The 26,940-nt window shown below is 69.6% G+C and carries 24 protein-coding genes, 2 tRNA genes and 1 CRISPR repeat array; of the genes, 8 read left to right on the top strand and 18 right to left on the bottom strand.

Translation table 11 applies throughout. The annotated features are described in order from the left end of the window. Positions 1–54 precede the first annotated feature (54 nt). Entirely contained in the window at positions 55–1,293 is a 1,239-nt protein-coding gene (locus tag ACQE3L_RS09735; protein WP_426963576.1) for an ABC transporter substrate-binding protein, read from the top strand. Positions 1,294–1,533: 240 nt separating this feature from the next. Here ACQE3L_RS09735 and ACQE3L_RS09730 read toward each other — a convergent pair whose 3' ends face one another. From ACQE3L_RS09730 to ACQE3L_RS09715, 4 genes are read right to left on the bottom strand one after another with little or no spacing between them, the layout of a single operon-like run. Continuing rightward, positions 1,534–2,403 carry an ABC transporter ATP-binding protein gene (locus ACQE3L_RS09730; protein ID WP_426963575.1) on the bottom strand — a complete coding sequence of 290 codons (870 nt, stop codon included), beginning with the start codon at positions 2,401–2,403 and terminating at the stop codon, positions 1,534–1,536. Then, complete coding sequence (locus ACQE3L_RS09725; RefSeq protein WP_426963574.1) at positions 2,400–3,278, bottom strand: ABC transporter ATP-binding protein; 879 nt, start codon at positions 3,276–3,278, stop codon at positions 2,400–2,402. The genes ACQE3L_RS09730 and ACQE3L_RS09725 overlap by 4 nt, the downstream gene beginning before the upstream one ends. Further along, a complete protein-coding gene (locus ACQE3L_RS09720) occupies positions 3,271–4,608 on the bottom strand; it encodes a branched-chain amino acid ABC transporter permease (RefSeq protein WP_426963573.1) in 1,338 nt (445 codons plus the stop codon). Before ACQE3L_RS09720 ends, ACQE3L_RS09725 begins: the two co-directional genes overlap by 8 nt. Next, positions 4,605–5,738, bottom strand: a complete 1,134-nt coding sequence (locus tag ACQE3L_RS09715) for a branched-chain amino acid ABC transporter permease (protein ID WP_426963572.1) — start codon at positions 5,736–5,738, stop codon at positions 4,605–4,607. Before ACQE3L_RS09715 ends, ACQE3L_RS09720 begins: the two co-directional genes overlap by 4 nt. A gap of 152 nt (positions 5,739–5,890) precedes the next feature. Here ACQE3L_RS09715 and ACQE3L_RS09710 point away from each other — a divergent pair, with 152 nt between their 5' ends. Beyond that, on the top strand, positions 5,891–6,469 hold the full coding sequence (locus ACQE3L_RS09710) for a GNAT family N-acetyltransferase (RefSeq protein ID WP_426963571.1): 579 nt from the start codon (positions 5,891–5,893) through the stop codon (positions 6,467–6,469). Positions 6,470–6,557: 88 nt separating this feature from the next. Next, positions 6,558–6,631, top strand: a tRNA-Thr gene (locus ACQE3L_RS09705). An 84-nt stretch (positions 6,632–6,715) separates the two neighbouring features. Continuing rightward, a CRISPR array of direct repeats spans positions 6,716–8,789; the repeat unit is 30 nt; unit sequence GCTTCAACCCCACAAGGGTTCGTCTGAAAC. A 188-nt stretch (positions 8,790–8,977) separates the two neighbouring features. Here ACQE3L_RS09705 and ACQE3L_RS09700 read toward each other — a convergent pair. From ACQE3L_RS09700 to ACQE3L_RS09690, 3 genes are all read right to left on the bottom strand, one after another. Continuing rightward, positions 8,978–11,662, bottom strand: a complete 2,685-nt coding sequence (locus ACQE3L_RS09700; RefSeq protein ID WP_426963570.1) for an AAA domain-containing protein — start codon at positions 11,660–11,662, stop codon at positions 8,978–8,980. A 104-nt stretch (positions 11,663–11,766) separates the two neighbouring features. Next, a complete protein-coding gene (locus ACQE3L_RS09695) occupies positions 11,767–12,045 on the bottom strand; it encodes a DUF7513 family protein (protein ID WP_426963568.1) in 279 nt (92 codons plus the stop codon). Next, complete coding sequence (locus ACQE3L_RS09690; RefSeq protein WP_426963567.1) at positions 12,042–13,604, bottom strand: Na+/H+ antiporter NhaC family protein; 1,563 nt, start codon at positions 13,602–13,604, stop codon at positions 12,042–12,044. Before ACQE3L_RS09690 ends, ACQE3L_RS09695 begins: the two co-directional genes overlap by 4 nt. A 183-nt stretch (positions 13,605–13,787) precedes the next feature. On the opposite strand from ACQE3L_RS09690, the gene ACQE3L_RS09685 reads away from it, so the two are divergent. Further along, positions 13,788–14,681 carry a tetrahydrofolate dehydrogenase/cyclohydrolase catalytic domain-containing protein gene (locus ACQE3L_RS09685; RefSeq protein WP_426963565.1) on the top strand — a complete coding sequence of 298 codons (894 nt, stop codon included), beginning with the start codon at positions 13,788–13,790 and terminating at the stop codon, positions 14,679–14,681. Between the two features lie 58 nt (positions 14,682–14,739). Here ACQE3L_RS09685 and ACQE3L_RS09680 read toward each other — a convergent pair whose 3' ends face one another. The 3 genes from ACQE3L_RS09680 to ACQE3L_RS09670 all read right to left on the bottom strand — a co-directional run bounded on the left by ACQE3L_RS09680 (position 14,740) and on the right by ACQE3L_RS09670 (position 18,158). Next, positions 14,740–15,972, bottom strand: a complete 1,233-nt coding sequence (locus tag ACQE3L_RS09680; protein WP_426963564.1) for an outer membrane protein assembly factor BamB family protein — start codon at positions 15,970–15,972, stop codon at positions 14,740–14,742. Positions 15,973–16,077: 105 nt separating this feature from the next. Further along, entirely contained in the window at positions 16,078–17,205 is a 1,128-nt protein-coding gene (locus ACQE3L_RS09675) for an ATP-dependent ribose-1-phosphate kinase (protein WP_426963563.1), read from the bottom strand. Then, on the bottom strand, positions 17,202–18,158 hold the full coding sequence (locus tag ACQE3L_RS09670; RefSeq protein WP_426963562.1) for a ribose 1,5-bisphosphate isomerase: 957 nt from the start codon (positions 18,156–18,158) through the stop codon (positions 17,202–17,204). The genes ACQE3L_RS09675 and ACQE3L_RS09670 overlap by 4 nt, the downstream gene beginning before the upstream one ends. Before the next feature lie 138 nt (positions 18,159–18,296). Here ACQE3L_RS09670 and ACQE3L_RS09665 point away from each other — a divergent pair, with 138 nt between their 5' ends. After that, complete coding sequence (locus tag ACQE3L_RS09665) at positions 18,297–19,019, top strand: DUF7117 family protein (protein ID WP_426963561.1); 723 nt, start codon at positions 18,297–18,299, stop codon at positions 19,017–19,019. 57 nt (positions 19,020–19,076) lie between these two features. On the opposite strand, the gene ACQE3L_RS09660 is transcribed toward ACQE3L_RS09665, so the two are convergent. Together ACQE3L_RS09660 and ACQE3L_RS09655 are read right to left on the bottom strand one after the other, a co-directional pair. Continuing rightward, positions 19,077–19,253 carry a DUF7987 family protein gene (locus tag ACQE3L_RS09660; RefSeq protein ID WP_426963560.1) on the bottom strand — a complete coding sequence of 59 codons (177 nt, stop codon included), beginning with the start codon at positions 19,251–19,253 and terminating at the stop codon, positions 19,077–19,079. Positions 19,254–19,340: 87 nt separating this feature from the next. Beyond that, complete coding sequence (locus ACQE3L_RS09655) at positions 19,341–19,838, bottom strand: halocyanin domain-containing protein (protein WP_426963559.1); 498 nt, start codon at positions 19,836–19,838, stop codon at positions 19,341–19,343. A 167-nt stretch (positions 19,839–20,005) separates the two neighbouring features. Here ACQE3L_RS09655 and ACQE3L_RS09650 point away from each other — a divergent pair, with 167 nt between their 5' ends. After that, positions 20,006–20,383, top strand: a complete 378-nt coding sequence (locus ACQE3L_RS09650) for a helix-turn-helix domain-containing protein (protein ID WP_426963558.1) — start codon at positions 20,006–20,008, stop codon at positions 20,381–20,383. 1 nt (position 20,384) lies between these two features. Continuing rightward, positions 20,385–20,660, top strand: a complete 276-nt coding sequence (locus ACQE3L_RS09645; protein ID WP_426963557.1) for a DUF7521 family protein — start codon at positions 20,385–20,387, stop codon at positions 20,658–20,660. A 28-nt stretch (positions 20,661–20,688) separates the two neighbouring features. Here the strand turns inward: ACQE3L_RS09645 and ACQE3L_RS09640 are convergent, their stop codons facing one another. The 5 genes from ACQE3L_RS09640 to ACQE3L_RS09620 form a co-directional block, all read right to left on the bottom strand. Further along, positions 20,689–21,075, bottom strand: coding sequence for a DUF5820 family protein (locus ACQE3L_RS09640; protein ID WP_426963556.1), 387 nt, complete (start codon positions 21,073–21,075; stop codon positions 20,689–20,691). Between the two features lie 85 nt (positions 21,076–21,160). Further along, complete coding sequence (locus ACQE3L_RS09635; RefSeq protein WP_426963606.1) at positions 21,161–21,553, bottom strand: disulfide bond formation protein B; 393 nt, start codon at positions 21,551–21,553, stop codon at positions 21,161–21,163. 203 nt (positions 21,554–21,756) lie between these two features. Continuing rightward, positions 21,757–21,831, bottom strand: a tRNA-Glu gene (locus ACQE3L_RS09630). Between the two features lie 49 nt (positions 21,832–21,880). Then, positions 21,881–22,582 carry an NUMOD3 domain-containing DNA-binding protein gene (locus ACQE3L_RS09625; protein ID WP_058366541.1) on the bottom strand — a complete coding sequence of 234 codons (702 nt, stop codon included), beginning with the start codon at positions 22,580–22,582 and terminating at the stop codon, positions 21,881–21,883. Positions 22,583–22,633: 51 nt separating this feature from the next. Further along, on the bottom strand, positions 22,634–24,613 hold the full coding sequence (locus ACQE3L_RS09620) for a 3-hydroxyacyl-CoA dehydrogenase/enoyl-CoA hydratase family protein (RefSeq protein ID WP_426963555.1): 1,980 nt from the start codon (positions 24,611–24,613) through the stop codon (positions 22,634–22,636). A gap of 126 nt (positions 24,614–24,739) precedes the next feature. On the opposite strand from ACQE3L_RS09620, the gene ACQE3L_RS09615 reads away from it, so the two are divergent. Beyond that, positions 24,740–25,366, top strand: a complete 627-nt coding sequence (locus ACQE3L_RS09615) for a DNA-3-methyladenine glycosylase family protein (protein ID WP_426963554.1) — start codon at positions 24,740–24,742, stop codon at positions 25,364–25,366. Positions 25,367–25,576: 210 nt separating this feature from the next. Here ACQE3L_RS09615 and ACQE3L_RS09610 read toward each other — a convergent pair whose 3' ends face one another. Continuing rightward, positions 25,577–26,926, bottom strand: a complete 1,350-nt coding sequence (locus ACQE3L_RS09610; protein ID WP_426963553.1) for a putative ATP-dependent zinc protease — start codon at positions 26,924–26,926, stop codon at positions 25,577–25,579. Positions 26,927–26,940: the final 14 nt, after the last annotated feature.

The following is a 26,940-nucleotide window of genomic DNA, read 5'->3' as shown; positions in this document are numbered from 1 at the left end:
GCGGCGCGATGGTCGCGCGGCAGTTTTATATCCCCCTGCGTTATTTCTTGCCACATGGTACGTGGTATCCAACGGCGCGACTTCTTGAAAGGTGCAGCGACCGCAGGTGCGGTGGGCCTCGCCGGCTGTACGGGTGGCGGCGGTGGCGGACCGACGATCCGCTACGGCGTGTTGATGCCGGAAACCGGCGACCTCGGCAGTCTCGGGACGACGATGCGGGACGGCGGCCGGCTCCCGGCCCGGCAGATCGAAGACGAGATCGATTACTCGCTCGACGTCCAGACGGAGGACACGGAGACGAATCCGCAGGCGGGGATCTCCAGCGCCCAGTCGCTCGTCGACTCCGGCTATCCGGCCGTCGTCGGCCCGGCGGCGTCGAACGTCAACCTGCAGGTGACTCGCGAAGTGTTCATCCCGAACGAGACGGTCGGCATCTCGCCGTCGTCGACCGCGCCCGCGGTGACGGACCTGGAGGACGACGACTACATCTTCCGGACCTGTCCGAGCGACGCGCTCCAGGGGCCGGTGATGGCGCAGGTCGTCGTCGACGAGTTCGACGCGAGCACGGCCGCGACGCTGTACCTCAACGACAACTACGGACAGGCGCTCGAGGAGTCGTTCGTCAACGCCTTCGAGTCGGAACACGACGGCCAGGTTCCGAACCGGGTCTCCTTCGAGCCGGAGCAGTCCTCGTACGCCTCCCAGCTCGGCACGGCGCTCAACGACAATCCCGACGTGCTGATGGTCGTCGGCTTCCCGCAGTCCGGGATCACGCTGTTCCGCGACTACTACAGCAACTACGCGAGCGACTACGGCGGGTCGATCATCGTGCCGGACGGTCTGATCGACTCCTCGCTGCCCGAGGAGGTCGGCAACGACATGGAGGACGTGTGGGGGACCGCGCCGAGCGCGGCCGGCCCCGGCGCGGACTTCTTCGCCAACCTCTACGAGGAGGAGTGGGGCAACAGCCCGGAGGTGTTCAACGCGCAGTCGTACGACGCGGCCGCGGTGGCCATCCTCGCCAGCGTCGCCGCCGACGCCGACCAACCGGACGGCACCGCGATCCGCGACAACCTCCGGACCGTCGCCAACCCGGACGGCACCGAGGTCGGCCCGTCAGAGTTGGCCGACGCCGTGAGCATGGTCGCCGACGGCGAGTCGGTCAACTACGTCGGCGCGTCCTCCCCGGTCGACTTCGACGACAACGGCGACATGCGCGCGGTCAGCTACGACGTGTCTCGGTACCTGGACGGCGGCCTCGAGGTCCAGCGGACCATCGAGTTCGAGAACTGAAGCGCCGCGCCGTCACACTCGACTTTTTCGACGACTCACGCCACGAGCGGCGCGTTTCGGGGTCGACAGTCCTCCTGGATCAGGGATATTTGCGCCGACGCAGGAGGGGGTTCGCGCGTGACAGAAGGACGGCGACGTGACAGAAGGACGGCGGCGTAGGACGGCAACGTGACAGAAGGACGGCGGCGTAGGACGGCGGCGTAGGACGGCAACGTGACAGAAGGACCGAGACGGGGACGGCTATCCGCCGAGGAACTGCTGGCGCACGTCGTCGTCCGCGAGCAGGCGGTCGCCGGTGTCGGTGTAGCTGTTCTCGCCCTGCGCGAGCACGTAACCGCGGTCGCAGCGCCGGAGCGCCGCCTTCGCGTTCTGTTCGACCATCAGGATCGCCGTCCCGTCGTCGTTGATGCGGTCGATGCGGTCGAACATGTCCTGGACGAGGTCGGGGGCCAGTCCCGCGGAGGGCTCGTCGAGCAACAGGAGGTCGGGGTCCAACATCAGCGCCCGGCCCATCGCGACCATCTGTCGCTGGCCACCGGACATCGTGCCGGCCTTCTGGTCGGAGCGCTCTCGCAGCACCGGGAAGCGGTCGTAGATCTCCTCGATCCGCTCCTCGGGCACCTCGTCGAGGATGTACGCGCCCATCTCCAGGTTCTCCCTGACGGTGAGCCCGTCGAAGACGTTCTCGTTTTGCGGGACGTAGCTGATCCCCTCGTGGATGATCTCCTCGGGCGCGCGCTCGTGGATCTCGGTACCGTTGAAGGTGATCGTCCCGCCCATGTACGTCGTCAGCCCGAAGACGGACTTCATCACGGTCGACTTGCCGGCGCCGTTCGGGCCGACGATGGTGACGTACTCGCCGTCGCCCACGTCCAGGTCCACGTCGGTCAGGATCTGGAGGTCGCCGTAGCCGGCGTCGAGGTCGCGCACCTGCAACAGCACGTCGTCGGGGACGTTCGCGAGCGGGTCGCTCTCGGCGTCCACGTCGCGGTCGGGAGCGCCGCCGCCTTCCGACGCCTCGCCCGACGAGGCGGCCGCGTCCCCGACGGAGGCTTCGCCGCCCTCCGCGTCAGGGATGACCCCTGCGGGGGCGTCCTCGGGGGCGCTCATAGCTCGTCCTCCCCGAGGTAGGCCTCGACGACGCGTTCGTTCGACCGGATCTCCTCGGGCGGTCCCTCCGCGAGGACGGACCCCTGATGCATGACGATGACGTGTTCGCAGTTCTCCATGATGACGTCCATGTCGTGTTCCACGAGCAGGAACGTGTACCCCTGCTCGCGCAGCTCGTGGATGCGGTCGAGCAGCTTCTCCTCCAGCGTTGGGTTGACGCCCGCGAGCGGTTCGTCGAGCAGCAGCATGTCGGGGTCGGTCATCATCGCGCGGGCCATCTCCAGCAGCTTCCGCTGGCCCCCCGACAGCGTCCCCGCCTCCTGGTGGGCGAGGTGGTCGATCTCGAAGAAGTCCAGCGTCTCCCAGACGCGCTCGCGGATCTCCGCCTCCTGTTCGATCACGTCGCCGCGCGCGACCGGCGTCACCGACTTCCAGAGCTGTTCGCCGACCTGTCCCCTCGGCGCGAGCATCAGGTTCTCCAGCACGGTCATCTCCGCGAGCTCGCGGGCGATCTGGAACGTCCGGACGAGCCCGCGGTTGGCGATCGCGTCGGGGCGGAGCCCCGTGATCTCCTCGCCCTGGAACTGGACGGTGCCCGAATCGGGGGTGTGCGCCCCCGCGATGCAGTTGAACGTCGTCGACTTGCCGGCGCCGTTCGGCCCGATCAGGCCGGTGATCGTCCCGGCTTCCACCTCGAAGCTGGCGTCGTCGACCGCGACGATCCCGCCGAACGTCTTTCGCAGGTTGCGAACGCGAAGCGGGATCTCCGCGGGCACCGAGGCGGCCTGTTGCTCGACGGGCGAGTCCTGCGTTTCGGGCTCGTCGGGCGCCTCCACGTCCGCGTCCTCGGGCACGTTCGTCTCGGGTTCACTCATCGGTCTCACCCCCCGATCCCGAGCGGTGCAGGTCCACGGCCGCGGCCGTCTCCGTCCGGTGGCCGAGCACTCCCTCGGGGCGGTGCTGCATCAGCAGCACTAGCACGACGCCGAGCAGGATGAAGCGGAACGCCGAGATATTTCCGACCGTGTACGCCAAAAGCGGCATCGGGTCGAGCGACCCGAGCGGCGCGACGGCGGCCGGGAACGTCCCCGGCGACCCGCCGAGTTCCAGCGCGTTACCGAGGATGCTGCCGATCGTCCGCGGCCCCTCGAACAGCAGGCCGACGAACAGGATCGAGCCGACGACGCTTCCGGTGTTCGACCCGGAGCCGCCGACGATCACCGCGACGAACACGTAGAACGTCACGATCGGTCGGAAGGAGTTCGGGCTGACGAACCCCTGTGACCCCTGCCAGAGGATGCCGCCGAGCCCCATCAGCGCACAGCCCAGCATGAACACCTTGATCTTGAACCAGCGCGTGTCCTTGCCGAGCGACTGCGCGACGAGTTCGTCCTCGCGGATCGCCTTCAGCACGCGGCCGAACGGCGAGTTACCGACCCGCCGCAGCAGCCAGTAGACGAGGACGACGAAGACGGCCATCACCACGACCCACGCCGCGCGCCGAACGACCGAGGTCTGGACCAGCGGGAACGTCATGTCGAGCGGTCCGCCGGCCGCGAACAGCGCGTCCGTGGGCGTGTCCGGCAGGTCGAGACCGCTGCCGCCGCCGGTCCCGAAGCCGAACGTGGCGACGGTCCAACTCGACAGCGTCGCGGAGTTGAGCGTCAGCCGGATGATCTCCGAGAGCCCGAGCGTCACGATGGCGAGGTAGTCCGCACGCAGGCGGAGCGCCGGCAGCGCGGCGAGCAGGCCGACGACCGCGGCGAGCGCCATCCCGCCGACGACGCCGATCGGTAGCGGGAGCCCGAGTCCCATCCCGGAGACCGCATCCGGAGAGGTGGACAGGAGCGCCATGCCGTAGACGCCCATCGCCATGAACCCGGCCACGCCGATGTTGAACAGGCCGGTGTATCCCCAGTGGAGGTTCAACGCGAGCGCGAGCGTGGAGTAGGCCGCGAACAGGAACGTGAGCCGGACCCACGTGGACACGAGCGCGTTCACCGTGCGCGGGCCGACCCCTTCGGAGGCGATCGTCAACACGAAGAACAGGAGGTACATCGCGAGCATCGTCGCGCCGACGATCCGCAGGTCGGACTCCTGGAGGGCGCCCACGACGGCATCCGTCACCGTCGCCGGCTCCTCCCCCTCGGCGGGGCCGCCGCCGTCCGCGGCCGGGTCACCCCCGGCGTCGGTGGCGGCGCTCATGCGGTCGTCACCCCCCCGAACAGCCCCTCGGGCCGGTACAGCAGCACGAGGATCATGATGACGAACGCGGCGGCCGCGTTGAAGTCCGAGGAGATCCAGATCAGCGAGACCTCGTGGACGAGCCCGATGACGAGCCCGCCCGCGATGGCGCCGTAGATGGACCCGATCCCGCCGAGGATCACCGCGGCGAAGATGAACAGCAGGAGGAACCAGCCGAGGTTGAACTCGATGGTGCCGCGCTCGAGCACGTAGAGGTAGCCGGAAACCCCCGCGAGCGCGCCGCCGAGCACCCACGTCGCGGTGACGACGCGCTCGGTCGGGATCCCCGTCACCAGCGCGAGGTCCTTATTGTCGGCCATCGCGCGCATCGCCTTGCCGAGTTTGGTCCGCTGGAGCAGGAAGTGGGTCCCCAGCATCAACCCGATCGCGACGATCACGAGGGTTATCTCGTGGAGGTCGATGCTCACGCCGTAGAAGGGAACCCCGACCCCCTCCGTCGCGGTGACGCCCCGGTTGCGCGCCCCGTAGACGAACTGGATCGAGTACCGGAGCGCCAGCGCGACCCCGATGCTGGCGATCAGGAGCGGGATCCCCCCGCGGTCGCGCATCGGCTTGTAGACGATCCGGTCGGCCGCCACCGTGACGAGCACCGTCGCGACCGCCGCCACGATCACGCCCACCAGGATCGCGACGGGGGCCTGAACGACCGAGGCGCCGATGGCGTTCGGTCCCGCGCCGCTCCCGGCCCGGACCGACAGCAGGTGACCGGCGCTGGACCCGCCCCAGCCCGCGATCAGGAGCGCGGCGCCCCAGCCGGTGAACGCCCCCGTCGTCACCAGGTCGCCGTGTGAGAAGTTCGCGAAGTTGAGAATGCTGTACGTCATCGAGAGCCCGATCCCGGCCAGCCCGAAGATGAGCCCGACGACGATCCCGTTCCAGACGAGCCCGCCGAACCGGAGCGCCGACAGCGATCCGCCGAACGAGCGCTGGGCCGTGATCGGGACCTCGACGCCGGCGAGGCGAGCGAGGAGGTCCGCCAGCAGCACCAGCCCGGCGACCCCCGCGAGGAACAGAAACGGTTTCCCGCGGACGGCCGCCCGCCCGCGTTGTAGTGATTCATTGACACCCATGCGTGATAGTCACACGAAAAGGAACGGGCCTACCTAAATAACCCTTCGCTCCGCCGGTCGCGGTTCCGTCGGCGACTGCGGGCGAAACGGGGTGGGGGGGATCGGCCGGCTGAGCGTCAGGTCCAAATGCGGGCCCGCCGAACGACCCGAACATGGAGATCCTCCCCGCGACGACGGACGACGTCGACGCGGTCGCCGACCTCTGGGTGGACCTCGCGGCGGACCAGCGGGCGCACGGCTCGCACCTGCTCGCCGCCGCGAACCGCGAGGCCGTTCGTGAGACGGTCGCGCGGCGGGCCGTCGTCGACGTGCTGCTCGTGGCGCGGGCGTCGGACGCGGACGACGTCGACGGGAGCGAAGGGCGGGTCGCCTCCGAAAGCGGCGAGGGACCGATCCGCGGGTTCGTCTCGGCCGCGGTCGAGTCGGGGACCTACGAGCAGGACGTGACGCGGGGCGTCATCGACAACCTCTACGTCGAGCCCGACGCCCGCGACCGCGGCGTCGGCGGCGACCTGCTCGCGGCGGCGGAGGCTGCGCTCCTCGACGCCGGCGTCGATGCCGTCGCGCTGGAGGTGATGGCCGACAACGCGGCCGCCCGCCGCTTCTACGAGCGCCACGGCTACGAACCGCACCGCGTGGAGGTAGAAAAGCGATCGATCGAGAACGGCGGCCGTGAGGGGGGCGGACGTGGAGAAAACGGCCGGGACGTCGCCGCGGACGGCGACCGCTGACCGGTGGACGACGCGCGGCGGGTCGGCGTGGGACCGCCCGACCCGGAAGCGATACTGACTCAAAGGAGGCCCGCCAAGCCGGGGACGCGCCAGAGGAGCATGGGCGGTTCATGCACTCGACTTGTAATCGAGACTTCCGGGGTTCAAATCCCTGCTCTGGCTCTCTTCCTTCGGTTAAGTGTCCAATCGTTCCCAAGAGGTCCGTCTAAAGCGCGATGCGAACGCCATCAGTAGCAGCAGCGCGATACTTCAACCCCGGCAGAGTTCGTCTGAAACAAGCTCGGCCTCCGTGAGCCGCTCGCGTCGCGTGACGCTTCAACCCCACAAGGGTTCGTCTGAAACTGCCGCCGTCCGGACTCGACGGGTCAGAGGTCCGCGGCTTCAACCCCACAAGGGTTCGTCTGAAACACCTCGTGCCCAGCAACATCGACATGACCGCGGTCGCTTCAACCCCACAAGGGTTCGTCTGAAACCCTAAGCGCATCCCGCTTGAGTGTGTCAGCGAGGCCGCTTCAACCCCACAAGGGTTCGTCTGAAACCGGTGGTCGGAGAGTCATCTTGAGGACGGTAACGTGCTTCAACCCCACAAGGGTTCGTCTGAAACCGGGAGCTCGAACTCTGGGACATGCACGCCATCAAGCTTCAACCCCACAAGGGTTCGTCTGAAACATACGTCAGGTATGCCCAGCGACACCGACCAGGACGAGCTTCAACCCCACAAGGGTTCGTCTGAAACTTGACATCGGGCTGGTCGCCGTAGATACTCTCGTCAGCTTCAACCCCACAAGGGTTCGTCTGAAACGGGTTGGAGCGGTTCGTCCGCGAGGCCGCGCTCGAGGCTTCAACCCCACAAGGGTTCGTCTGAAACGAGACGCGCAGTCGGCTAGTGTGAATACTGACACGGGCTTCAACCCCACAAGGGTTCGTCTGAAACGCGCCGCACCGACGACAGCGGTAGCCGTCGCGACGGCTTCAACCCCACAAGGGTTCGTCTGAAACTCGTAGGGGTTCGGCCGCGGGGAGAGCGTAAAGCGGCTTCAACCCCACAAGGGTTCGTCTGAAACAGCCAACCGTCGCCCGCACTAACCCACGCACGCGCTTGCTTCAACCCCACAAGGGTTCGTCTGAAACGACGATCGCGGAGGTCCTCGAGGAGCGAGGGGTCACGGCTTCAACCCCACAAGGGTTCGTCTGAAACGCGACGGGACGCACTCGGGCGTAGGCGGTCCGAGGTGCTTCAACCCCACAAGGGTTCGTCTGAAACGATGCTGGTCGGTGTCGTCATCATCGGGGCGATACTCGGCTTCAATCCCACAAGGGTTCGTCTGAAACCTGACGGGTTGACCTCCTCACCGACCTCGAGCTCGGCTTCAACCCCACAAGGGTTCGTCTGAAACGCGACCTTCAGCCCCGCCATCGGCGTCGACGACCCGCTTCAACCCCACAAGGGTTCGTCTGAAACCGCCGTCTGCCGACGGATAAACCCGAGCGCGGACTGGCTTCAACCCCACAAGGGTTCGTCTGAAACGGATACCCCGTGTGAACTTCTCCAGCTTGAATCAGGCTTCAACCCCACAAGGGTTCGTCTGAAACATTCCGTTCCATCGCGATGCCTGACACGACATGGCGCTTCAACCCCACAAGGGTTCGTCTGAAACTGATGACGGATGTGACACTTGACGCGATGATGTTGCTTCAACCCCACAAGGGTTCGTCTGAAACCGTCCCGGATGCTGGATAGATCCTGCGGGACGATCAGCTTCAACCCCACAAGGGTTCGTCTGAAACTTTGGCATCTAGATCAGCCCTCCAAGGCCGGGGACGCTTCAACCCCACAAGGGTTCGTCTGAAACCTTCGTCGAGAATCCGGGTCGGTGGATCCGCGAAGCTTCAACCCCACAAGGGTTCGTCTGAAACGGCGCCCGCGCTTCGACTTCGAGTTCGACGAGCGGAAGCTTCAACCCCACAAGGGTTCGTCTGAAACGGGTCGTCTGGACCGTCGCCGCGAAGCTCGGCCTGCTTCAACCCCACAAGGGTTCGTCTGAAACCCCCAGGACCGTGTACAGGCGCGGCCTCTCGGCCGCCGCTTCAACCCCACAAGGGTTCGTCTGAAACTCGACACCGCTCCCGCGACTGCTCCGCCGCCCGACGTGAGCGCGCTTCAACCCCACAAGGGTTCGTCTGAAACCCGTCAGCGACCACCGCGGGCTCGTCGGGAGAACTAGCTTCAACCCCACAAGGGTTCGTCTGAAACGCTCGGGATCGAATGGACCGAGGTCGGATGTCACGAGCTTCAACCCCACAAGGGTTCGTCTGAAACCGTGCCGAATATGCGGCAGCCACCCAGGTAACGTGACCGTTTCCGGATGAATCTTTCCGTCGACCCTCGATAGTCCCTGAACCCCCGGGGGGTCGACAAGCGCTCGGCGGTCGGAGCCACGTCGGCCGCGTCGGCCGTGCTGATCGACTGCGTCGCGGCCGGCATCGAGAGAAGTCCGTCTCAGTGGCTCATCGCCGCGCCCAGTCGAGCAGCCGCTCGTAGAACGGCTCCGAGGCGAGCGCCTCCGCGTCGCCGACGAGCGTGAGCGCCTTCTTCGCCCGCGTGAGCGCGACGTTCATCCGCCGGTGGTCCTCGAATATCGGCCCGTCGAGGTCGCCGGTCGCGACGAGCGAGATCACGATCACCTCCTTCGAGGAGCCTTGGAAGCGGTCGACCGTGTCGACGGTTGCGTCCGTCCGGCGGCCGATCTCCGCGACCTGCGCGCGGAACGGGGCGATGACGCCGATGTCCTCGACGTCGACGCCGGCGTCGACGTACGCGTCGACGACGCCCGCGACGCGCTCCGCCTCGCGGACGTTCCTGTTCCCGTCCCGGTCGCCGTCGGGATCGACGAAGTTGACCCCGCCGCGGAGCGCCGGCGGGAGGTCGGCGGCGTCGGCGCCCAGGTCCGCGAGCGACTGGCCCGCGACCGCCGGCGTGGCGGGCCTGAGGTCGCCGTCGTAGAACTCCGCGGAGGCGAACGACTGGATGCGCTGACTCATGCGGTACTGCCGGTCGAGCATGACGCCCGCCTCGGGGTGATCCTCGATGAGCCGCTGAAACAGCGAGCGCTGCAGGTCGTTCTCCGCACGGACGACCGGCGGTAACTGCTTGTGGTCGCCCACGAGCACGAACCGCTCCGCGAGGTTCGTCGCCGCGAGCGTCCCCGGCTCGGTGAGCTGCGAGGCCTCGTCGACGACCGCGACGTCGAACGCCTGCTCGCGCATCACGCGGGAGCCGCAGGCCGCGGTCGTGGCCGCGACGACCGGCGCGTCGCCGAGCTCGCCGGCCTTCTCGCCGGGGTCGCCACGGCGCACCAGCCGCACGTCCTGCATGTCGCCGCGGACGCCCTGCTGGCTACCCACCCTGACGACGTCCTCGAACCCCTGATCGCGGAGGGCCTCGAGCGCGTTGTCGACCGCGCGGTTGGTGAACGCCGCCAGCAGGACGCGCTCGCCGGCGTCCACGAGCGCGCGGATCGTCCGCGCGATGGTGTAGGTCTTGCCGGTCCCCGGCGGGCCGTGGACGAGCGCGAAGTCCTCCGCGTCGACCGCGCGCGCCACGGCCTCGTCCTGCGCCTCGTTGTTGTCGATGAAGGGGTCGCGGTCGGCGGGCGCCGCGGAGAACTCGGGGTCTCGGCGCCCGAACAGCACGTCCTTCCGGCGCTCGTCGCCTTTCAGCACCGCGTCGTGGAGCGCGGTCAGCGATCGGTCGACCGAGATCTCGGAGGGGTAGACGTCGATCCGCCGCAGTTCGACCGGTTCGTCGGTCTCCACGACCACCTCGTCCTCGCCGAGGCTCGTGATCCGGCCGAGCTCCGCGTGGCCCGCGACGGGGTCGCCGTCGGAGGCGAGCGCCACGTCGCCCTCGCGGAGCTTCGAGACCGCGTCGCCGGGCGTTCCGGCGCGGAGCCGCCAGCGCCCGCCCTCGATCTCGGTCTGCCCGCGGGGGTCGAGGTCGATCAGCGCGCGGTCGTCCTCGGCGCGCTCGGCGGCGGTCTGCTCCCAGAGCTTCCTGTACTCGGCGTGGGTCTCGCGGCGCTCCTCCTCCAGCGCACGGTAGAACCGCGAGAGGTACGCGCGCTCCTCCTCGGGCAGGGGCTCGCCGATCTGGCCGGCCTTCGACTCCTGGTTCAGCCGGCCGGAGACGACCATGCAGGTGTCCTGCTCGAAGCAGTACTGACACTTGGCGTCCGCCTCGTAGCCGGTCGGGATGCCGGCCTCGGGGTCCGGGTCGTTGAGCGTCCGCCACTCCATCGCCGCGAGTTCGTTGCGCGTGCGGACGACGAACTTCAGAAGCCCCGTCCCGACCGAGAACTCCTTTGCCGGCGAGAGGTCGCCGGTCTCCTCGTTCCTGTCCAGCGCGGTGTTCTTGGTGTACAGCAGCGTCCCGGTGTCGGGCGTCTCACCGCGGTCGGCCAACATCAGCGCGTAGCAGGCCGCCTGCATCTTGTCGTGGAACCGCGGTTCGCGCTTGGTGTTCTTCCCCGTCTTCAGCTCCACGGGCGCGCCGCGCCGGAGCGCGTCCGCGCGGCCCTTCAGCCCGAACGTCGGCGAGATGAGCGTGTACTCAGAGCGCCACGTGTCCGTCTCCGTCAGCGTCCCCTGTTCGAGCCACCCCTCCACGGCGGCCGCGTTCCGGCGCACCTCGTCTTCCACCTCCGTCGGCTCGTAGCCGAGCAGGCCGAGTTCGAGGCCGGCTTCCTCGACGCGGTCCGCGACCGCCTCGTCGAGGTCGACGCCGCGCAGCAGGTCGCCGAACACCTCGTGGACGACGGTCCCCTTCACGACGGGGTAGTTCAGCGGGATCCCCGAGAGCTTGTTCAGGTAGTACATCCGCGGACACTGCACCCACGAGCGGACGCCCGTCACGTCCACGAGGAAGTCCGGTTCGAGGACGACCCACGACTCCTCCGAGGTGGTGTATCCCGCCTCGTCGCCGAAGTCGTCCTCCTCGGGGTCAGTCACCAGCAGCTCCATCCCGACCTCGGCGTGTTCGCCGGTGTGGGTCCACTTGCCCCACAGCGTCACCCGCACGGGGTCGCCGGCGCCCTCGTCGGGGCGCACGCGGAGCTCGCAGACCTCGCGGTCGCCGTACTGGGTCGAGACGGTGCGCACGTCGCCGACGTCCACGATGGGGCCCCGAAGCGTCACGGAGGGAGCCAGACGCCGGCCGCGAAAAACGCTGTCGGTGGCGGGACCGTGGGGGTGCGTCCGGACCCCGGCGGCCGCGCGCCGACACGGGGTCCGACGCCGCCCTACACCTCGTAAGCCGTCTCGCCGACGACCTCGCGGAACTCGCCGCGGCCGACCGACCGCTCCGGGTCGAACTCCAGAACGCGGACCGCGACGAGGCCGTCGAGGGCCTCGGGGTCGAAGTCCTCGACGCGCAACTCGGTGTCGCCGATGAACGCGATCCCCTCGCCGCTGGCGGGGTCGTACTCGGTGACGAAGACGCGCACCGTCGCGCCCGGCTCCAGCGAGGGGGTGTTGGTCCGGAACGACCAGCCCTTCAGGTACTTCTCGAACAGGCTCATGCGCGAGCCACCTCCTCGCTCTCGCGGTCGGGAACGTACTCGAGGCCGAAGCCGGTGAGCGCGGCGACGACGAACACCGCCACGAGCACCCAGCCGTGGAAGACGAACGGCCACACCTCGGCGGGGTTGACGAGCATCCCCTGGTCGATCCAGTCGAACGTGTCGGGCAGTCCCGTCATCGTGGTGTAGCCCGCGAGGACGCCGCCGGACCACGGGAAGATGTAGCCGAGCGCCGCCGTCTGTGCGTCGAGGATGTTCGCGCGGCGGTAGCCGTTGATGTTGAACCGCTCACCGATCTTGGCGATGTACGGCCCGATGGCGATCTCCGCGGCGGTGTTGATCGTGATCGCCGCGTTGACCAGCGCCGCGACGCCGACCATCGTCAGCTCGGCGCGGCGGACGGTCGTCGCGAGGTGCTCGATCGACCAGTCCAGCATCGCCTCGAACGCGCCGCCCTCGATCATGATCTGGGCGGCCGCGATGATGAGGAGGACGAGGATCGAGAGCGCGAAGAAGCCGGCCGCGCCGGCGTAGATGGACCCGCCGACGCCGGCGTTGCTCGGGTCGGAGACGATCTCGACGATCGGCAGTCCGCCGAGCAGGTCGGCGGCGGGCGCGTCGGCGGGCGCGCGGAACAGCAGGATGTCCGCGGCCGAGGAGAGGCCGAGCAGGAGGTTCAGCGCCGCGGCGACGATGATCCCCCACGAGATGGCCTCGATGATGTGCCGGCCCGCGACCGCGGTCGCGATGACGACCCCGACCGAGAGCAGGTGGACCAAGGCGAGCGGGCGCGCGCCCTCCAGCAGCACCTGCCGGGGGTCGCCCGCGACCTCGATGCCCGGCATGAGCGAGCTCGCGACCACGTACGCCGGGAGCGCGATCCCGGCGGCGACGATCGCGTACTTGAACCGCGAGGCGACGACGCCGCCGATGTCGGCGTCCTGCGTCACCGCGGAGACGATCGTCGTGTCCGAGACCGGCGCGAGGTTGTCGCCGAAGATGGCGCCCGAGAGGATCGCGCCGAACGTCAGTACGGGGCTGGCGCCCAGCAGGACGCCCGCCGGGAAGAACAGGCCGACGAACGCGACGGCGGTGCCGTAGCCCGTGCCGATGCCCGTCGCGAGGACGGCCGCGAGCACGAACGTCACGGCGGGGAAGACGGTCGGCCCGACGCCGAGCAGGTCGGCGATCCAGACCAGTCCGCCGACGAAGCCGCCGGCCTGCAGCGTCTCCGTGAACATCCCCGCCCACATCCACGCCACGATGGCGGTGGCGGCGACGCGCTGGGTCATGCCGTCGAAGATGGTGTTCGCGTACCCGGTCCACGAGCCCTTCACGAGGAACATCCCGGCGATGAGGCCGAGCAACATGCCGGCCACGAGCCCGGTGGTGTCGGAGACGCGCAGCAGCGCCGTCTGGACGACCGCCCAGACGATGAAGAAGGCGATGGGGAACGCGCTCGCGCCCCGCCCGCCGTAGAACTCCATCGCCGGCCCGTCGTCCGCGTCCGACCCGCCGAACTCCGTCGCGGGACCCTCGTCGGTTGCGGAATCTGCCATTGCTACGGGTTCCGTCCAGCCTCGGATAACAAAACCTCCGCGATCCTTGCCGCTTCCAGTCAGCGGGGCGGGAGGTCCGTCCGGCCCCGATAAATGCATTTATGTGCATATTTCTGTCCCCTATGACGGTGGGTTTAGACACGATCCCGTGCTCTTTTATCCGCGGCGGCGCGACGGGGAGGTATGACCGAGATCATCGACGGCGACGCCGTCGCGGGCGAACTCCGCGCGGAGATCGCCGACCGCGTCGACGACCTCGCGGCCGCGGGCGTCGAACCGGGGCTCGCCACCGTGCTGATGAGCGACGACCCCGCGAGCGAGACGTACGTCTCGATGAAGCAGCGCGACTGCGAGGAGGTCGGCATCGAGGGGATCCACGTCGAGGTCGACCCCGAGGCGCCCGCCGAGGAGCTGTACGCCACCATCGACGAGTTGAACGCCGACGAGTCGGTCCACGGCATCCTCGTCCAGCTCCCGGTCCCCGACCACGTCGACAAGCGGGAGGTGCTGCGCCGGATCCGCCCCGAGAAGGACGTGGACGGCTTCCACCCCGAGAACGTCGGTCGGCTCGTCGCCGGGAACGCCCGGTTCAAGCCCTGCACACCGCACGGCGTCCAGAAGCTGCTGGAGGCGTACGACGTGGAGACCGAGGGCGCCGACGCGGTCGTGGTCGGCCGCTCGGACATCGTCGGCAAGCCGATGGCGAACCTCCTGCTCCAGAAGGCGCCGCAGGGGAACGCGACGGTGACGGTCTGTCACTCCCGGACCGAGGACCTCGACGCGAAGCTCGCGACCGCCGACGTCGTCGTCGCGGCCGCCGGACTCCCCGAATTTATCGACGGCGACCAGCTCAAGGCGGGCGCGACGGTGATCGACGTGGGGATCAACCGCGTCGACGCCGACACGGAGAAGGGGTACGAGCTGGTCGGCGACGTGGACTACGACTCCGCGAAGGCTGTCGCCGGGAAGATCACGCCGGTCCCCGGCGGCGTCGGCCCGATGACGCGCGCGATGCTCCTGTACAACACGGTCAAGGCCGCCAGCGAGCAGCGCGGCGTCGACGTGACCCTTCCCTGATCGGCTGGTCGCGGCGGGCATTTCTGTCGGCTGTGTCGGGGGCGCGCTCAGAGCCGTCTCAGAACTCGAGCGCGATCGCCCGGCCGTCGCTCGCCAGCAGGACGACCTCCCGGTCCCCGTCGTCGTTCAGGTCCACCAGGAGGGGCCGAACCGTGACCGTCGCGTCGAGGACGCCGCGGGCGAGGACCCCGCCGTCGCGGTTCATCGCGACGACGGACCCCGCCTCGGTGACCGCGACCGTCTCGGGCGTGTCGTCGCCGGTGACGTCGCCGGTCGCGGGGGGTGCGACGGGGGCGTCCCCGCCGAACTGCTGTTTCCAGACCACCTCGCCGTCGAGCAAGTCGACCGCCCAGACGGCGCCGGTGCCGCCGACCGCGACCCGGCCGGCGTCCGTCCCTCCGGGAGCGATCGACGTGCCCTGCAGGCGCGCGTCGAACCGGGTACTCCCGTCGACCGTCTCGATCGTGGCGATCGATCCCTCCTCGGTCCCGACGGCGAGCACCGCGCCACGCCGCGTCTCCGCGGCCGTCCACGCCGTCGGCGTGCCGTTCCTCGGCGCGGTCCAGACCCGCTCGCCCGCGCCGTCGAAGCGGACGTACGACCCGTCCTCGGCGCCGGCGGAGACGACGACCGCGGGGTCAGCGGCGCTCGTCGCCCCGCCGTCGTCGGAGAACGACCCCACGAGCGGCGGCAGTCCGACCGGACCGTCCACCTCGCGCGTCCACGCCGTCTCCCCGTCGGCCTCGAGCACGCGGAGCGTCCCGGCCGCGGTCCCGACCGCGACCTCGTTCGCGCCGTCGCCCGTCACGTCGCCGACCGCCGGCGGAGCGATGGACGGGGCGGCCAACTCGGCCGCGAAGAGCGACGCCCCGTCGGCCGCGGCGAACGCCCGGACCCCCGGCTCCGCGGTCGTCAGAACGAACGCCTGCTCGCCGCCGACCGTTCCGGCCGTCACGCCGCCGATCGGCGCTCCGGCGGTCTCCCCGTCGGCGTCACAGGCAGCCGTCGGCAGGGACGCGTTCCAGGCGGACTCGCCCGCACCGTCGACGACGCGGAGCGTACAGGCGTCGCCCTCCGCGACGAGCGGGAGCGCGATCCGGACCTCCCCGCCGGTCGTCGCCACGGCCGACTCGTGGGCCGTGACGGCGTCGTCGGTCGGCTCGGTCTCCCAGAGGACGGTCGGTTCGGTCGCGCCGCCGTCGGCCCCCACGAACGCGAAGACCGCGGTTCCCACGCCGGCCACGACGGCGGCACCGATCACGAGCGACGCGAACAGGATGCGGCGATCCATTGCCCGCAATTGGGGAACGGCGGGCAAACCCTTGTCGGACCGTTCCGGGCCTCGGGAATTCGGCGCTGCTCGACGGGCGGGCGCGGCGTCGAACGTCCCCCCGGATCAGGCGTGCTCGGCGAGAAACGCGTCGATGCGTTCCCAGGTGAGCGTCGTCCGGGCGCCGCGTTCGCGCGCCGCGAGCGCACCGGCGGCGTTGGCGATCCCGAGCGCGTACGGCAGGTCGGCGTCGCGGAGATGAGGGGCTTCGGTGCCGGGGATCCCGCGTGGGCGGTCGGCGTCCGTTTCCGACGCGGTCTCCGCGGTGCGTCCGCCGACGCCTCCCTCGACGGAGCGACCGCCGTCGACCTCGCGTTCCGGCTCGTGGTTCCGCGCGGACTCGAAGCAGGCGCCGAGGAAGCCGGCGGCGAACGCGTCGCCCGCGCCGGTCGTGTCCACCACGTCCACGTCGTAGGCGGGTGCGTGCACGCGTTCGCCGCCGGGGAGCCGGACCTCCGCCCCGCCAGCGCCGAGTTTGACGACGAGCGCGGTCGACTCGGGGGCTTCGGGGTCGAGCGTCCCCGTCCGTCCGAGCGCGGCCGCCTCGCGGTCGTTGACGAACAGCAGGTCGCTCGCCGCGATGGCGTCCGCGTAGGCCCGGTTCCCCACCTGTCGCCCCGGATCGAAGCTGACCGGGACGCCCCGCTCGTGCGCGAGCGCCGCCAGGTCGCTCGCGGAGGCGGCGTTCTGTCCCGTGAGGTGGAGGTGGTCGCTCCCGGCGAGGTCGTCGGGGTCGAGGTCGGCCGCGCCGAACGCCTCGTTTGCTCCCTCGTTGGCGAGCACCATCACCTCGCCCGTCTCGTCGACGATGAGGTACTTGACCGAGGTGGCGCGGTCGTTCGCCACCATCACGTTCCCGGGGTCGACGCCCGCGCGGTCCAGTTCCTGGAGCGCGAGCGCGCCGGAGTCGTCTCCGCCCACGCTCCCGAACAGCAGCGTCTCGGCGTTGAGTCCGGTCAGCCCGACCGCAACGTTGGCGGCGCTTCCCCCGCCGGCCTGCTGGAGGTGGTCGATCCGCTGCTCGCCGTCCGGCTCGGGAAGCCGGGCGACCTGCATCGTCACGTCCCAGTTGATGTGGCCGGCACAGAGGACGGACGGGGGGTCGCGGTCGGCGCCGCCCCGGCCCGCTGTGGGTCCCGCGTCGGCCTCGCTCTCGGCGTCCCCGTCGGCGTCCTCGTCGGCGGCGTCGCTCACGTCTCGGCCCACGGCTCCGTCGCCCCCTCGCCGAACAGCTCGCGCATCAGCGTGACGATGCTCTCGGGCGGGAACTGGCCGCTCTCGGTGACGATGGCGTCCATGTACCGCGGCGGCGTCACGTCGAAGGCGGGGTTCTCGACGGTTACCTCGCCGATGGCCTCGCGGGCGTCCTCGCCGATCACCTCGGCCTCGTCGCGCATCTCGATCTCGACGGTGTGGCCCGCCAGCGTCTCCGGGTGGAGCTTGATCGTCTGGGCGGCGGTCATGATCGGGACGCCGCGCTCGCGGGCGTTGACGGCCAGCCCGGAGGTGCCGATCTTGTTGATCACGGAGCCGTCGGCGGCGATGGAGTCGGCCCCCACGAGCACGTGGTCGACCTCGTCGAGGTACCGACGGGCCGCGGAGTCGACGATCAGGGTGACCGGGACGCCCATCTCCCGGAGCGCCTCCGCCGTGATGTGGCCCTGGTTGCGCGGCCGCGTCTCCTTGACGATCGCCGAGATCTCCTTGCCCTGCTCGAGGGCCGCCTCCACGCACGAGAGCGCGTCCGTGGAGTGGCAGTGGGTCATGATCGTGTCGCCGTCCTGGAGGCGGTTGGCGCCGATCTGGCCGAGGTCGTCCTGCGCGGCGTCGAGGCGGTCGTCGAACGCCGCCGCAGCGTCCAGGACGTTCTCGCGGACGGTCGCGACGTCGGCGCCGTCCATCCGGCGGAGCACGTAGCGCAACGCGTTCGGCAGCGACACCGCGGTCGGGCGGGTCTCGTGGAGCCGACGCCCCGCGGCGCGCATCGTCTCGCGGAACTCGTCGGCGTCGTCGGCGTCCGTCGCGCGAGCCTGTGCCGCCAGCGCGTCGGCGGCCGCGCCCGCGATGGTGGCCGCGCCGCGGACCTCCATCGAGGCGATCGCCTCGGCGGTCTCCGCCACCTCCGGCGCGAGGTCGTGGTCGGTCATGCCCTCGAGGTTCTCGCCGCGGGTACAAATGGTTGGCCTCCGCGACCGGGCGAGGGAGCCCGTCGAGCCGGCCCCCGAGGACGCCACGGCGTGACCGCGGACGCAGGGCTTTACCCCCCAGCGAGCGAACCGACGGGCATGAAAGTCCGCGGCGAGCGCGAGTGCAAGGAGTGCGGCGCACGGTGGTCCTACTACGAGACGGGCGACACCGCCTGCCCGGAGTGCGGGAGCCTCCTGAGCGTCGGCGTCGGCGACCGGACGCTTCACACCGACGCGCCCGCGGAGCTGGACTTGACCCCCCACCGCGAGCGCTTCGGGGACGCCGCGGGGACGCTCCCCGCGGAGGGGGTCAGCGACCTGAAGCGCGACCTGCGGGAGTACCTCAGCCGGCGGGGGTTCGTCCGCGGCGGGGACCTCCTGCCGCTCGACGACGGCGTGCTCGCGGCCCGCGAACTGCTGCAGGCCGTCGACATCTACGACCGGCTCCGGGACCCGACCGACGACGACCGGACGTACCTGCTCGACCTGCTCGCGGGCGCCGACGACGGCGAGCGGCCCGCCCCCGAGGCCGTGCCGCCGAACATGCACGCCGCGCGGGGACTCGCGGTCGCGAACGCGGTCGCGGACTACCGCGACGACCTCCGGACCTACCTCGACGAGTATCCGGACGCCGAGGCGCGCGAGGCGCTCGGGTCGCTCCGCGAGCGCGTCAAGCGCGTCGAGTCGCTGCAGGGCGACGTGGAGCCCCGGGACGCGGAGGAACTCGTCCGCGCCGCCAACGAGGTCGGGACGTATCTCCGGGAGAACGACGAGGGCGCGCTGGCCGACGCCCGCGCGCGCCTCTCGGACCTGGAGCTGTAGGCGACCTCGCGGGCGGCCGAGGCCGGCGCCGCCGGCGGCGTCACGGACCGCGAGCCGTCACGCCTCGCGGCGGCCGAGGTACTCGTTGACGAGCGTCGGAACGAGGACGCCCACGCCGAGGAGAACGGCGAGAGTCGCCCACGACGGCGGGTCGGTCACGGCGTTCAGCGCGAACAGAAGGAGCACGGCCAGCACGATGCAGGCGGCGATCACGCGGTTCTCGCGGGAGACCATATCCGGCGTTCCGCGGCCGACAGAATAGGCGTTTCGCCCCGGAAGGCCACGGGGCGACCGGGAGGGGAGGTCGGCGTCCGCGCCGGCCTACTCGACGACGACGGCGCCCTTCATCCCCGACGCGCGGTGGGGCGTGCAGGCGTACTTGTGGACGCCCGACTCCTCGAACGTCTGCTCGAAGGTGTAGCCCTCCTCGCTGCTCAGATCGGACTCGAAGGAGTCGTCCTCAGCGGCGACGTTGTGCTCGCCACCCTCGCCGGTCCACTCCCAGACGACCGTCGTCCCGGCAGCCACCTGGATCGCCGGCGGTTCGAACTGGAGGCCGTTGCCGGCCCCGACCGCGACCGTCACCTCGTCCGCGTCGGTGTAGTCGAGCGTCGACTCGTAGTTGCCGACGTCGTCGAACCAGCCGTCGTAGCTCGGCTCCTCGTCGACCGGCTCGGGGCCGTCGTCGCCCCCGCCTCCGCCACCGGAGCCGTCCTCGGTCCCTCCTCCGCCGCCCCCGCCGGAACAGCCGGCCAGTGACACGCCGAGTGCGGTCGCGCCCGCGGCACGCAGCACCGTTCGTCGGTCGTACTGAGTCATACACGAACACGTTCGAGTTCGGGACTGATAAGCAAAAAACCGGCTCCCCGGGGCCGAGAATCGGGAACGGCCTTATGTCCGAGCGTCCCGAACTCGCCCCCAGCCTCATCCCCGATCCGACGGACGTAACGCAGATGATTTATGCCTCTCGACAGGAAATCGCGGGTATGGTGCGGGACCCGTCGCGTCGAGAGGAGCCGCCGCCGCCGAGCGACGTACTGGACGTGTTGAGCGACGACGCCGCACAGCGCATCATCGCCGCGCTCGAGGAGCCGATGACCGCGAGCCAGATCTCGGAGGAGTGCGACATCCCGCTGTCGACCACCTACCGGAAGCTGGACGCGATGACGGACGCGGATCTGCTGAACGAATCGACCGAGATACGGCGGGACGGCCAACACACGACGCGGTACGCGGTCGCGTTCGAGTCCGTCACCGTCGGACTGACCGACGACAGGGACCTGGTCGTCGAGTTCGAACGTCCGGAGGGCGGCGCCGACGAGCGGCTCGCGCACCTCTGGTCACAGGTCCGGGAGGAAACCTGAGATGATGTACGAGTCACTGCTGTTGATCGTCGCGAAGACCGCCATCCTGCTTCTGGGTGGGAGTATCACCTACTACGCGCTCCGGGCGTACGGCCGGACTGGTGACCCCTCGCTGCGGGCCCTCGGCGCAGGGTTCGGCGTCGTCACCTTCGGCGCGCTCGTCGGCGGGATCCTCCACCAGATCATCGGCGTCGAAGTGAGCGTCGGCGTGGCCATCGACAGCGCGCTCACCGCCGTCGGCTTCGCGGTGATCTTCTACTCGCTGTACATGGAGTGACCGCGGCGGGAACCGGCGGCCGGAACGCTCACTCCTCGCGACCGGTCAACTCGTCGAGTCGCTCGAAGTACTCCTCTCGCGGCACCTGATAGGCATCGCGGTAGTCCACTTGCCCCTCGTCGAACCGTGACGCCGCCGCCAGTGCGCCCGCGACCGCGTCCCCGCGGTCGTCGTACGTCTCCGCGAGCGCCTCGATTTCGGGTTCCAGGAAGAGGACGACGTGCCACTCGTCGGTCTCGTACTGGCCCGCGCCCGGGCGTCGCTTTCTGGAGCCGTTCGTGAGATAAATGGTCGGGAGACACGCGGCCGGGAACGCGTCCTCGGTGAACACGTCGGGCCGGTACGCGAGGATGACGCGCCCCTCGGACTCCTCGTTCCAGACGCGCCAGCCGCCGGGCGGCTCCGGGAAGCTCATACCCCGCGTTCGAGGCCGGGACTTGAAAGCGTCGCGCTCGTCGGCGGCCGACGGCGGCGCTCTCCACGCCCGTCGTTCGCCGCAGTCACCCCTCGCCGCGGTCCAGCCGCCATACCGCCCCCAGCACCGCGCTGATGAGCAGAAACGCGACCAGCGAGAGCCGGGGGATGGTGAACACGAAGAACCCTTCCCAGAGGACCGCGGAGCACGCGCCGCCGACCCCGCAGGAGACGCCGGGCGATAGCTGGAGGAACGCGTGGTACGCCGCGATCCCGATGCCGAGCGTCGACAGCGGGATCGCCGTCCGCCAGACCCCGGACCGCCCCTCGAGGGCCGCCACGCCGAGCACGACCACCAGCGGGTACATCAGGATGCGCTGGTACCAGCAGAACTCGCAGGGGACCAGCCCCAGCACCTCGCTGAAGTAGAGGCTCCCGGCGGTGGCGACCGCCGCGATGGCGGTCGCGGCCGCGAGCAGCGCTCTCGCGGGCGTGGCGGAGTTCGCGGACGTGTCGGAGACGGAAGGGAGGAACCGGGCGCGTGACACACCAGCCGGTAGCGAGGCAGTGCATAAATATCGTTCTGCCGCGGTCGGGGGGACCGCAGGACGGGAGCGGTGACGACAGGACAGGAACGGTGGCACGGACGGCGCCGCAACTCGCCGGTCAGCGGCGACAGAAGTGCTCGCTAGGGGATTTGAACCCCTGTCATCGGCTCGAAAGGCCGATATGATTGGCCGGGCTACACCAAGCGAGCGATTACCCTCTCGCGTCTCGACGGAGGGAGCATGGATATATAAATCCAGTCAATTCAACTCGTCGTACCCCTCAGGGATGTCGGTTTCGAGAGAGGGTTCGAAGGAGAGGTCGCCGTGTTCGGCCCGAGCGTGACACCGTTTGCAGAGCACGACGAGATTGCCCTGTACGTGTGCATCGCTGAGTTGATGGGTGTCCGATCGGTCGAAAAGCCGGACCGGAACGATGTGGTGGACCTCGAGTCGGTATTCGTCCCCATCGTGCCCGCAGTTGGCGCAAGCGGACGTCCGCGACCGGGCCTCGCGACGTGCCCGCGTCCAGCCGGGTCCGTATCTGAGGGTCCCTCCGCCTCGCCACATCGGGTTCGAGCGACCCGACCGCGACTCGCTCATTTTCTGCCGCGTCGACTCGGGAAGCTGACGACCCGAGAGCGCCTCGCCGATCTTCTCGCGCGTCGAACGTGTGAGCGTCCGCCCGCGCTGGCCCTCCGCGAGTCGTTTCCGTTCATCCTCGGAGAACTCTCGCCCCGCCATTGTCTCCGCGATTCGTCGTCTCACGTCGTCGTCGCGACTCGTCCCGTACAGCGGGTGGTCCTCACCGACGAGATCCCTCGTCTCTATCCCCCGCCTCTCCATCCACTTTCGGACCGTCCGAGCGGACACGCCGCACTCGTCCGCAATTTCGGCCTGTGTCCACCCCTCCCGGTGATACTTCAGCTCGAGCCACCAACCGCTCCGATACCGTTTCGCCATCGTCGACGTCTCCACCGCCCTGAGTAAAAAAAGCCGAACCGCGGACCGGAACTACTTCCCCTCGAACTCCGGTTCGCCGTCGCCCATGAACGCCGTGACGCCCTCCATCAGGTCGTCCGTGTTCATCAGGTGGCCGAACGCCTGGGACTCCACCTGGAGGCCGGCCTCGGCGTCGGTCCGGCCGGCGTGCATCGCGCGCTTGGTGTACTTCTGTGCGATCGGCGGGCCCGCGGCGAGGTCCTCGGCGAGTTCGACCGCGCGGTCCGCCAGCTCCTCGTTCCCGACGACCTCGTTGAGGAAGCCGTACTCCTCCAGCGTCTCCGCCTCGTAGCGGTCGGCGGTGAAGATGATCTCCTTGGCGCGCCCCTCGCCGACGATGCGGGCGAGCCGCTGGGTGCCGCCCCAGCCGGGCAGGAGGCCGAGGTTGTGCTCCGGCTGGCCGAGCTCGGAGCGCGCGGAGGCGACCCGGAAGTCCGCGCAGGTCGCGAGCTCCATGCCGCCGCCGAGACAGTAGCCGTCGATGCCCGCGACGACCGGCTTGTCCGACTCCTCCAGCTTGCCGAACGTCTCCTGGCCCTTCCGGGAGAGCTCGACCGCGGAGATGGGGTCGGCGCCGCCGGCCGCCATGCTCTGTACGTCGGCGCCCGCGGAGAACGCGCGGTCGCCGGCGCCCGTGAGCAGGATCGCCCGCACGTCGTCGTCCGCGTCGAGCGCGTCGATGGCGTCCGCGAGCTCGTCGAGCAGCTCGGCGCTTATCGTGTTCATCCGGTGCGGGCGGTCGAGCGTGATCCGGCCGACGCGGTCCTCGACGCTCACCTCGAGCGTGTCGTAGTCCGCCCCGTCGGGACCGTTCCCGTCCGCGTCGTCCGCGCCGTAGAAGCCGCCCGCGGCCGCGGCCTCGCGGAGGTAGTCGACGGCCTCGTAGCGCGCCTCGCCGGTCGCCTCGTGGAGCTCGTCGAGGGTGTCGACGAGCCCGTCGAGCCCCGCGCTGTCGGCCAGCTTCGCCGGCCCGTCCGGGAACCCGGCGCCGAGCATCACCGCGCGGTCGATCGCCTCGGCGTCGGCCACGTCGTTCGCGATCAGGCCCGCGACCTCGTTGGCCATGACCGCGAGCAGGCGGTCGCGCACGTCGTCGCGCGCGGCGTCCGTCGGGATGTCGACGCCGCCGTTCTCGTAGTCGTAGAACCCCTTGCCGGCCTTCTTGCCGAGCTCGTCCTTCTCGACCTTCTCGACGAGCAGGGGACACGGGCGATAGGCCTCGCCCAACTCCGAGTGCATGTAGTCGAGGACGTGATAGCCGACGTCGATCCCGACCTGGTCCGCGAGCTCGAACGAGCCCATCGGGAGGCCCATCTCGAACTTGGTCGTGGAGTCGACCTGCTCGATGGTGGCGTCGCCGGACTCGACGATCCACGCCGCCTCGTTCATCAGCGGAACCAGGATGCGGTTGACGATGAAGCCGGGGCTGTCCTTCCGGACCCTGACGGGCGTCTTGCCCATCTCCTCGGCGAGGTCCTCGATCAGGTCGAGCACCGCGTCGTCGGTGTGTGCGCCGGAGATGACCTCGACGAGCTGCATCCGGACCGGCGGGTTGAAGAAGTGCATCCCGCAGAACTGCGCGGGCCGGTCGGTGACCTCAGAGAGCTCCGTGATCGAGAGGCTGGAAGTGTTCGTGGCGAAGACCGCCTCGTCGGGCGCGTACTGTTCGATCTCCGCGTACACGTCCTTCTTGATCTCCATCTTCTCGGGGACGGCCTCGATCACCACGTCGGCGTCCGCGACCGCCTCCTCCACGTCGACCAGCGGCGTGACGCGGTCGAGCGCGGCCTCCGCGTCGGCCGACGAGATCTGGTCCTTCTCGGCGAGTTTGTCGAGCGACCACTCGATCTGCTCGTAGCCGTTCTCCACGAACTCCTCCTTGATGTCGCGCATCACGACCTCGTAGCCCGCGAGCGCGGCGACTTCGGCGATACCGTGGCCCATGTTTCCGGCGCCGAGGACGGTGACCCGCTCGACGTCTTCGATCTCCATGTGCGGGCGGTCGGCGGCGCCGCGGTTCAACGTTTCCCTTTTTGAAACGAACAACGATGAAGAAGTTTCTTCTCGTGGCCGGACGGCCGCGAAAGGGGTTTGAGCGTCGCTCCCCGAATTCCGACCGTGACGACCGACGATCCGGACTCGGCGGAGGCGCTCGACCCCGACGTGGCCGCGACGCTGCGGAGCGACGAGACGCTGGCGCCGCTGGTGGACAGACACGGCCCGCTGTCGGTCGAACCGGCGGCGGACCCGTTCCGGCGGCTCTTCGTCTCGATCATCAACCAACAGCTCTCGACGGCCTCCGCGGACGCGATCCGGGACCGCGCGTTCGCCCTGCTGGACGACGAGGTGACGCCGGCCGCGGTGCTGTCGGCCGACGAGGACGCGCTCCGCGAGGCGGGGCTCAGCGGGACGAAGGTCGACTATCTCCGATCGGCGGCCGCGGCGTTCGAGGGCGAGGACGGCCTCTCGCGCGACCGGTTGACGGGGCTCTCGGACGGCGAGGTTCGCGAGGAGTTGACCGCGATCCGCGGCGTGGGCGCGTGGACCGCGGACATGTTCCTGATCTTCGTCCTCGGGCGCGAGGACGTGCTGCCGCTGGGCGACCTGGCGGTGCGGAAGGGGATCGAGCAGGTGTACGCGGACGGCGCGGAGCTCTCGCGGGCGGAGATGCGGGAGATCGGCGACCGGTGGCGCCCCTACCGGAGCTACGGGACGCGGTACATCTGGGCGGCCTACGAGAACTGACCGGAGGCCCCGACAGCGGTTCGGGCGTGGCGAACAGCCGGCGCTTCGGTCGCCCGCGGATCCGGGAGTCCGCGACCGTCAGACTCCGCGGCGGTGCGCCGGACGCCCGCCGAGTTCGCCGCGGAGCGCGTCGTCAGGTCACGGGACGGGTGGCGCGGTATCGGACAAAAAGGCTCGCGCGGTGCTCCGCGAACGGTCGAACGCCGGGACCTACTCCTCGATGTACCGCTTCACTTCCTTCTCCTCCTGTGCGTCCGCGTCGGCGCGGCGACGCACGTCGACGCGGTAGTTCTCGAGGATGTCGCGGCCGAGGAGGAGCGGGTAGTCCATGTGGCTCCGGTCCTCGACGCTCGCGGTGACGGTGTGCTGGTTGCCGCCGATGCCGATGACCAGGTCGACGACCGGCCGCGCCTTGCCGGACTTCACGCTGCCGGACTTCACGCGCGTCATGCTCTTGATCGGGCCGGCGCCGATCTCGGCCGCCAGCTTCGTGTCGATGCTGGTCCGAGTCGCGCCGGTGTCGGACTTCGCCAGCGCCTGCGTGGAGCCGGAGGTCCCCGTGACGACGACCTCCTCGATGTAGCCGATCATCGGGAGCTCGTCCGGGGTCGCCTTCGGCTCCGGCGCCGAGGCAGGACGGGAGTCGTCGAGCTGTCCGGCGATCCGCTCGACGTCCTCGTCGTCGACCTCGCCGCCGACTCGCTCGATGGCGTGTTTGGCGATGTACGGCGCCGGGCTCCGACCCGTTGCCTTGAACAGCCCCTTGAACCCCGCGGTCGGGTTCACCTCCAGCACGTACCAGCCGTCGTACCCCTCCACGAGGTCGACGCCGGCGTAGTCGAGTTCCATCACCTCGGCCGCGTAGAGCGCGGTCTCGGCCGCCTCCTCGGGCATGTCGTCGGTCGCGTCCTCGACGGCGCCGCCGAGCGCGACGTTCGTCCGCCAGTCGCCCTCGGGCGCGTAGCGGTACATGGCGCCGACGATCTCGTCGCCGACCGTGTACACTCGGAGGTCGCGGTGTTTCTCCGAGTCGCGCTCGATCAGCCTCTGGAGGAACGCCTGCCGGTTGCCGACCTTCGGGTTAACGCGTTCGGTGAGGTCCACCTTCCACGTGCCGCCGCCGTGGGTGCCGATGGCCGTCTTGTAGACGCCCACGTCGCCGAACCGCTCGCGGTCCTCGTTGAGCCGGTCGTTCGAGAGCGCGAGCAGGGCGTCGGGAACGCGGATGTTCCAGTCGGCGAGCGTCGCCGCGGTCGCGAACTTGTGAACCGCCCCCAGCACGCTCTCGGGCTCGTTGAGCATCGGCAGAATGCGCTCGAACGTCGAGGCCAGCCCGAGCAGTTCCGCTGGCTGTTCGGTGTTCGACAGCAGCAGCCGGTTGGCGACGACGTCGACATCCGGCTCGACCGTCACCTCGCCGTCTTCGACCGAAATCGCGGCGTTCTCCTGTCTGAGCCACACCGGCTCGTGACCGAGGTCCTCGACCGCGTTGAGGATCGCCTTCGTCTCCTTGCTGTTGTGCAGCGACAGCACACCCACCCGCACCGGATCTGTCGTCATACGTGGTCGTCGGA

Source organism: Haloparvum alkalitolerans (assembly GCF_050122995.1).
In the GTDB taxonomy this organism is placed as follows: Archaea; Halobacteriota; Halobacteria; order Halobacteriales; family Haloferacaceae; genus Haloparvum; species Haloparvum alkalitolerans.
The sequence above is the reverse complement of the archived record's forward strand: the minus strand, read 5'-3'. Positions and strand labels throughout refer to the sequence as shown.

Excerpts from the sequence above, each read along its gene's own strand:
- ACQE3L_RS09655 (WP_426963559.1), bottom strand. The coding sequence starts at position 19,838 with ATGACTCAGTACGACCGACGAACGGTGCTGCGTGCCGCGGGCGCGACC.
- ACQE3L_RS09660 (WP_426963560.1), bottom strand. The coding sequence starts at position 19,253 with ATGGTCTCCCGCGAGAACCGCGTGATCGCCGCCTGCATCGTGCTGGCC.
- ACQE3L_RS09720 (WP_426963573.1), bottom strand. The coding sequence starts at position 4,608 with ATGAGCGCCGCCACCGACGCCGGGGGTGACCCGGCCGCGGACGGCGGC.
- ACQE3L_RS09715 (WP_426963572.1), bottom strand. The coding sequence starts at position 5,738 with ATGGGTGTCAATGAATCACTACAACGCGGGCGGGCGGCCGTCCGCGGG.
- ACQE3L_RS09625 (WP_058366541.1), bottom strand. The coding sequence starts at position 22,582 with ATGGCGAAACGGTATCGGAGCGGTTGGTGGCTCGAGCTGAAGTATCAC.
- ACQE3L_RS09665 (WP_426963561.1), top strand. The coding sequence starts at position 18,297 with ATGAAAGTCCGCGGCGAGCGCGAGTGCAAGGAGTGCGGCGCACGGTGG.
- ACQE3L_RS09670 (WP_426963562.1), bottom strand. The coding sequence starts at position 18,158 with ATGACCGACCACGACCTCGCGCCGGAGGTGGCGGAGACCGCCGAGGCG.
- ACQE3L_RS09610 (WP_426963553.1), bottom strand. The coding sequence starts at position 26,926 with ATGACGACAGATCCGGTGCGGGTGGGTGTGCTGTCGCTGCACAACAGC.
- ACQE3L_RS09680 (WP_426963564.1), bottom strand. The coding sequence starts at position 15,972 with ATGGATCGCCGCATCCTGTTCGCGTCGCTCGTGATCGGTGCCGCCGTC.
- ACQE3L_RS09710 (WP_426963571.1), top strand. The coding sequence starts at position 5,891 with ATGGAGATCCTCCCCGCGACGACGGACGACGTCGACGCGGTCGCCGAC.
- ACQE3L_RS09650 (WP_426963558.1), top strand. The coding sequence starts at position 20,006 with ATGGTGCGGGACCCGTCGCGTCGAGAGGAGCCGCCGCCGCCGAGCGAC.
- ACQE3L_RS09640 (WP_426963556.1), bottom strand. The coding sequence starts at position 21,075 with ATGAGCTTCCCGGAGCCGCCCGGCGGCTGGCGCGTCTGGAACGAGGAG.
- ACQE3L_RS09730 (WP_426963575.1), bottom strand. The coding sequence starts at position 2,403 with ATGAGCGCCCCCGAGGACGCCCCCGCAGGGGTCATCCCTGACGCGGAG.
- ACQE3L_RS09735 (WP_426963576.1), top strand. The coding sequence starts at position 55 with ATGGTACGTGGTATCCAACGGCGCGACTTCTTGAAAGGTGCAGCGACC.
- ACQE3L_RS09620 (WP_426963555.1), bottom strand. The coding sequence starts at position 24,613 with ATGGAGATCGAAGACGTCGAGCGGGTCACCGTCCTCGGCGCCGGAAAC.
- ACQE3L_RS09695 (WP_426963568.1), bottom strand. The coding sequence starts at position 12,045 with ATGAGCCTGTTCGAGAAGTACCTGAAGGGCTGGTCGTTCCGGACCAAC.
- ACQE3L_RS09685 (WP_426963565.1), top strand. The coding sequence starts at position 13,788 with ATGACCGAGATCATCGACGGCGACGCCGTCGCGGGCGAACTCCGCGCG.
- ACQE3L_RS09690 (WP_426963567.1), bottom strand. The coding sequence starts at position 13,604 with ATGGCAGATTCCGCAACCGACGAGGGTCCCGCGACGGAGTTCGGCGGG.
- ACQE3L_RS09725 (WP_426963574.1), bottom strand. The coding sequence starts at position 3,278 with ATGAGTGAACCCGAGACGAACGTGCCCGAGGACGCGGACGTGGAGGCG.
- ACQE3L_RS09645 (WP_426963557.1), top strand. The coding sequence starts at position 20,385 with ATGATGTACGAGTCACTGCTGTTGATCGTCGCGAAGACCGCCATCCTG.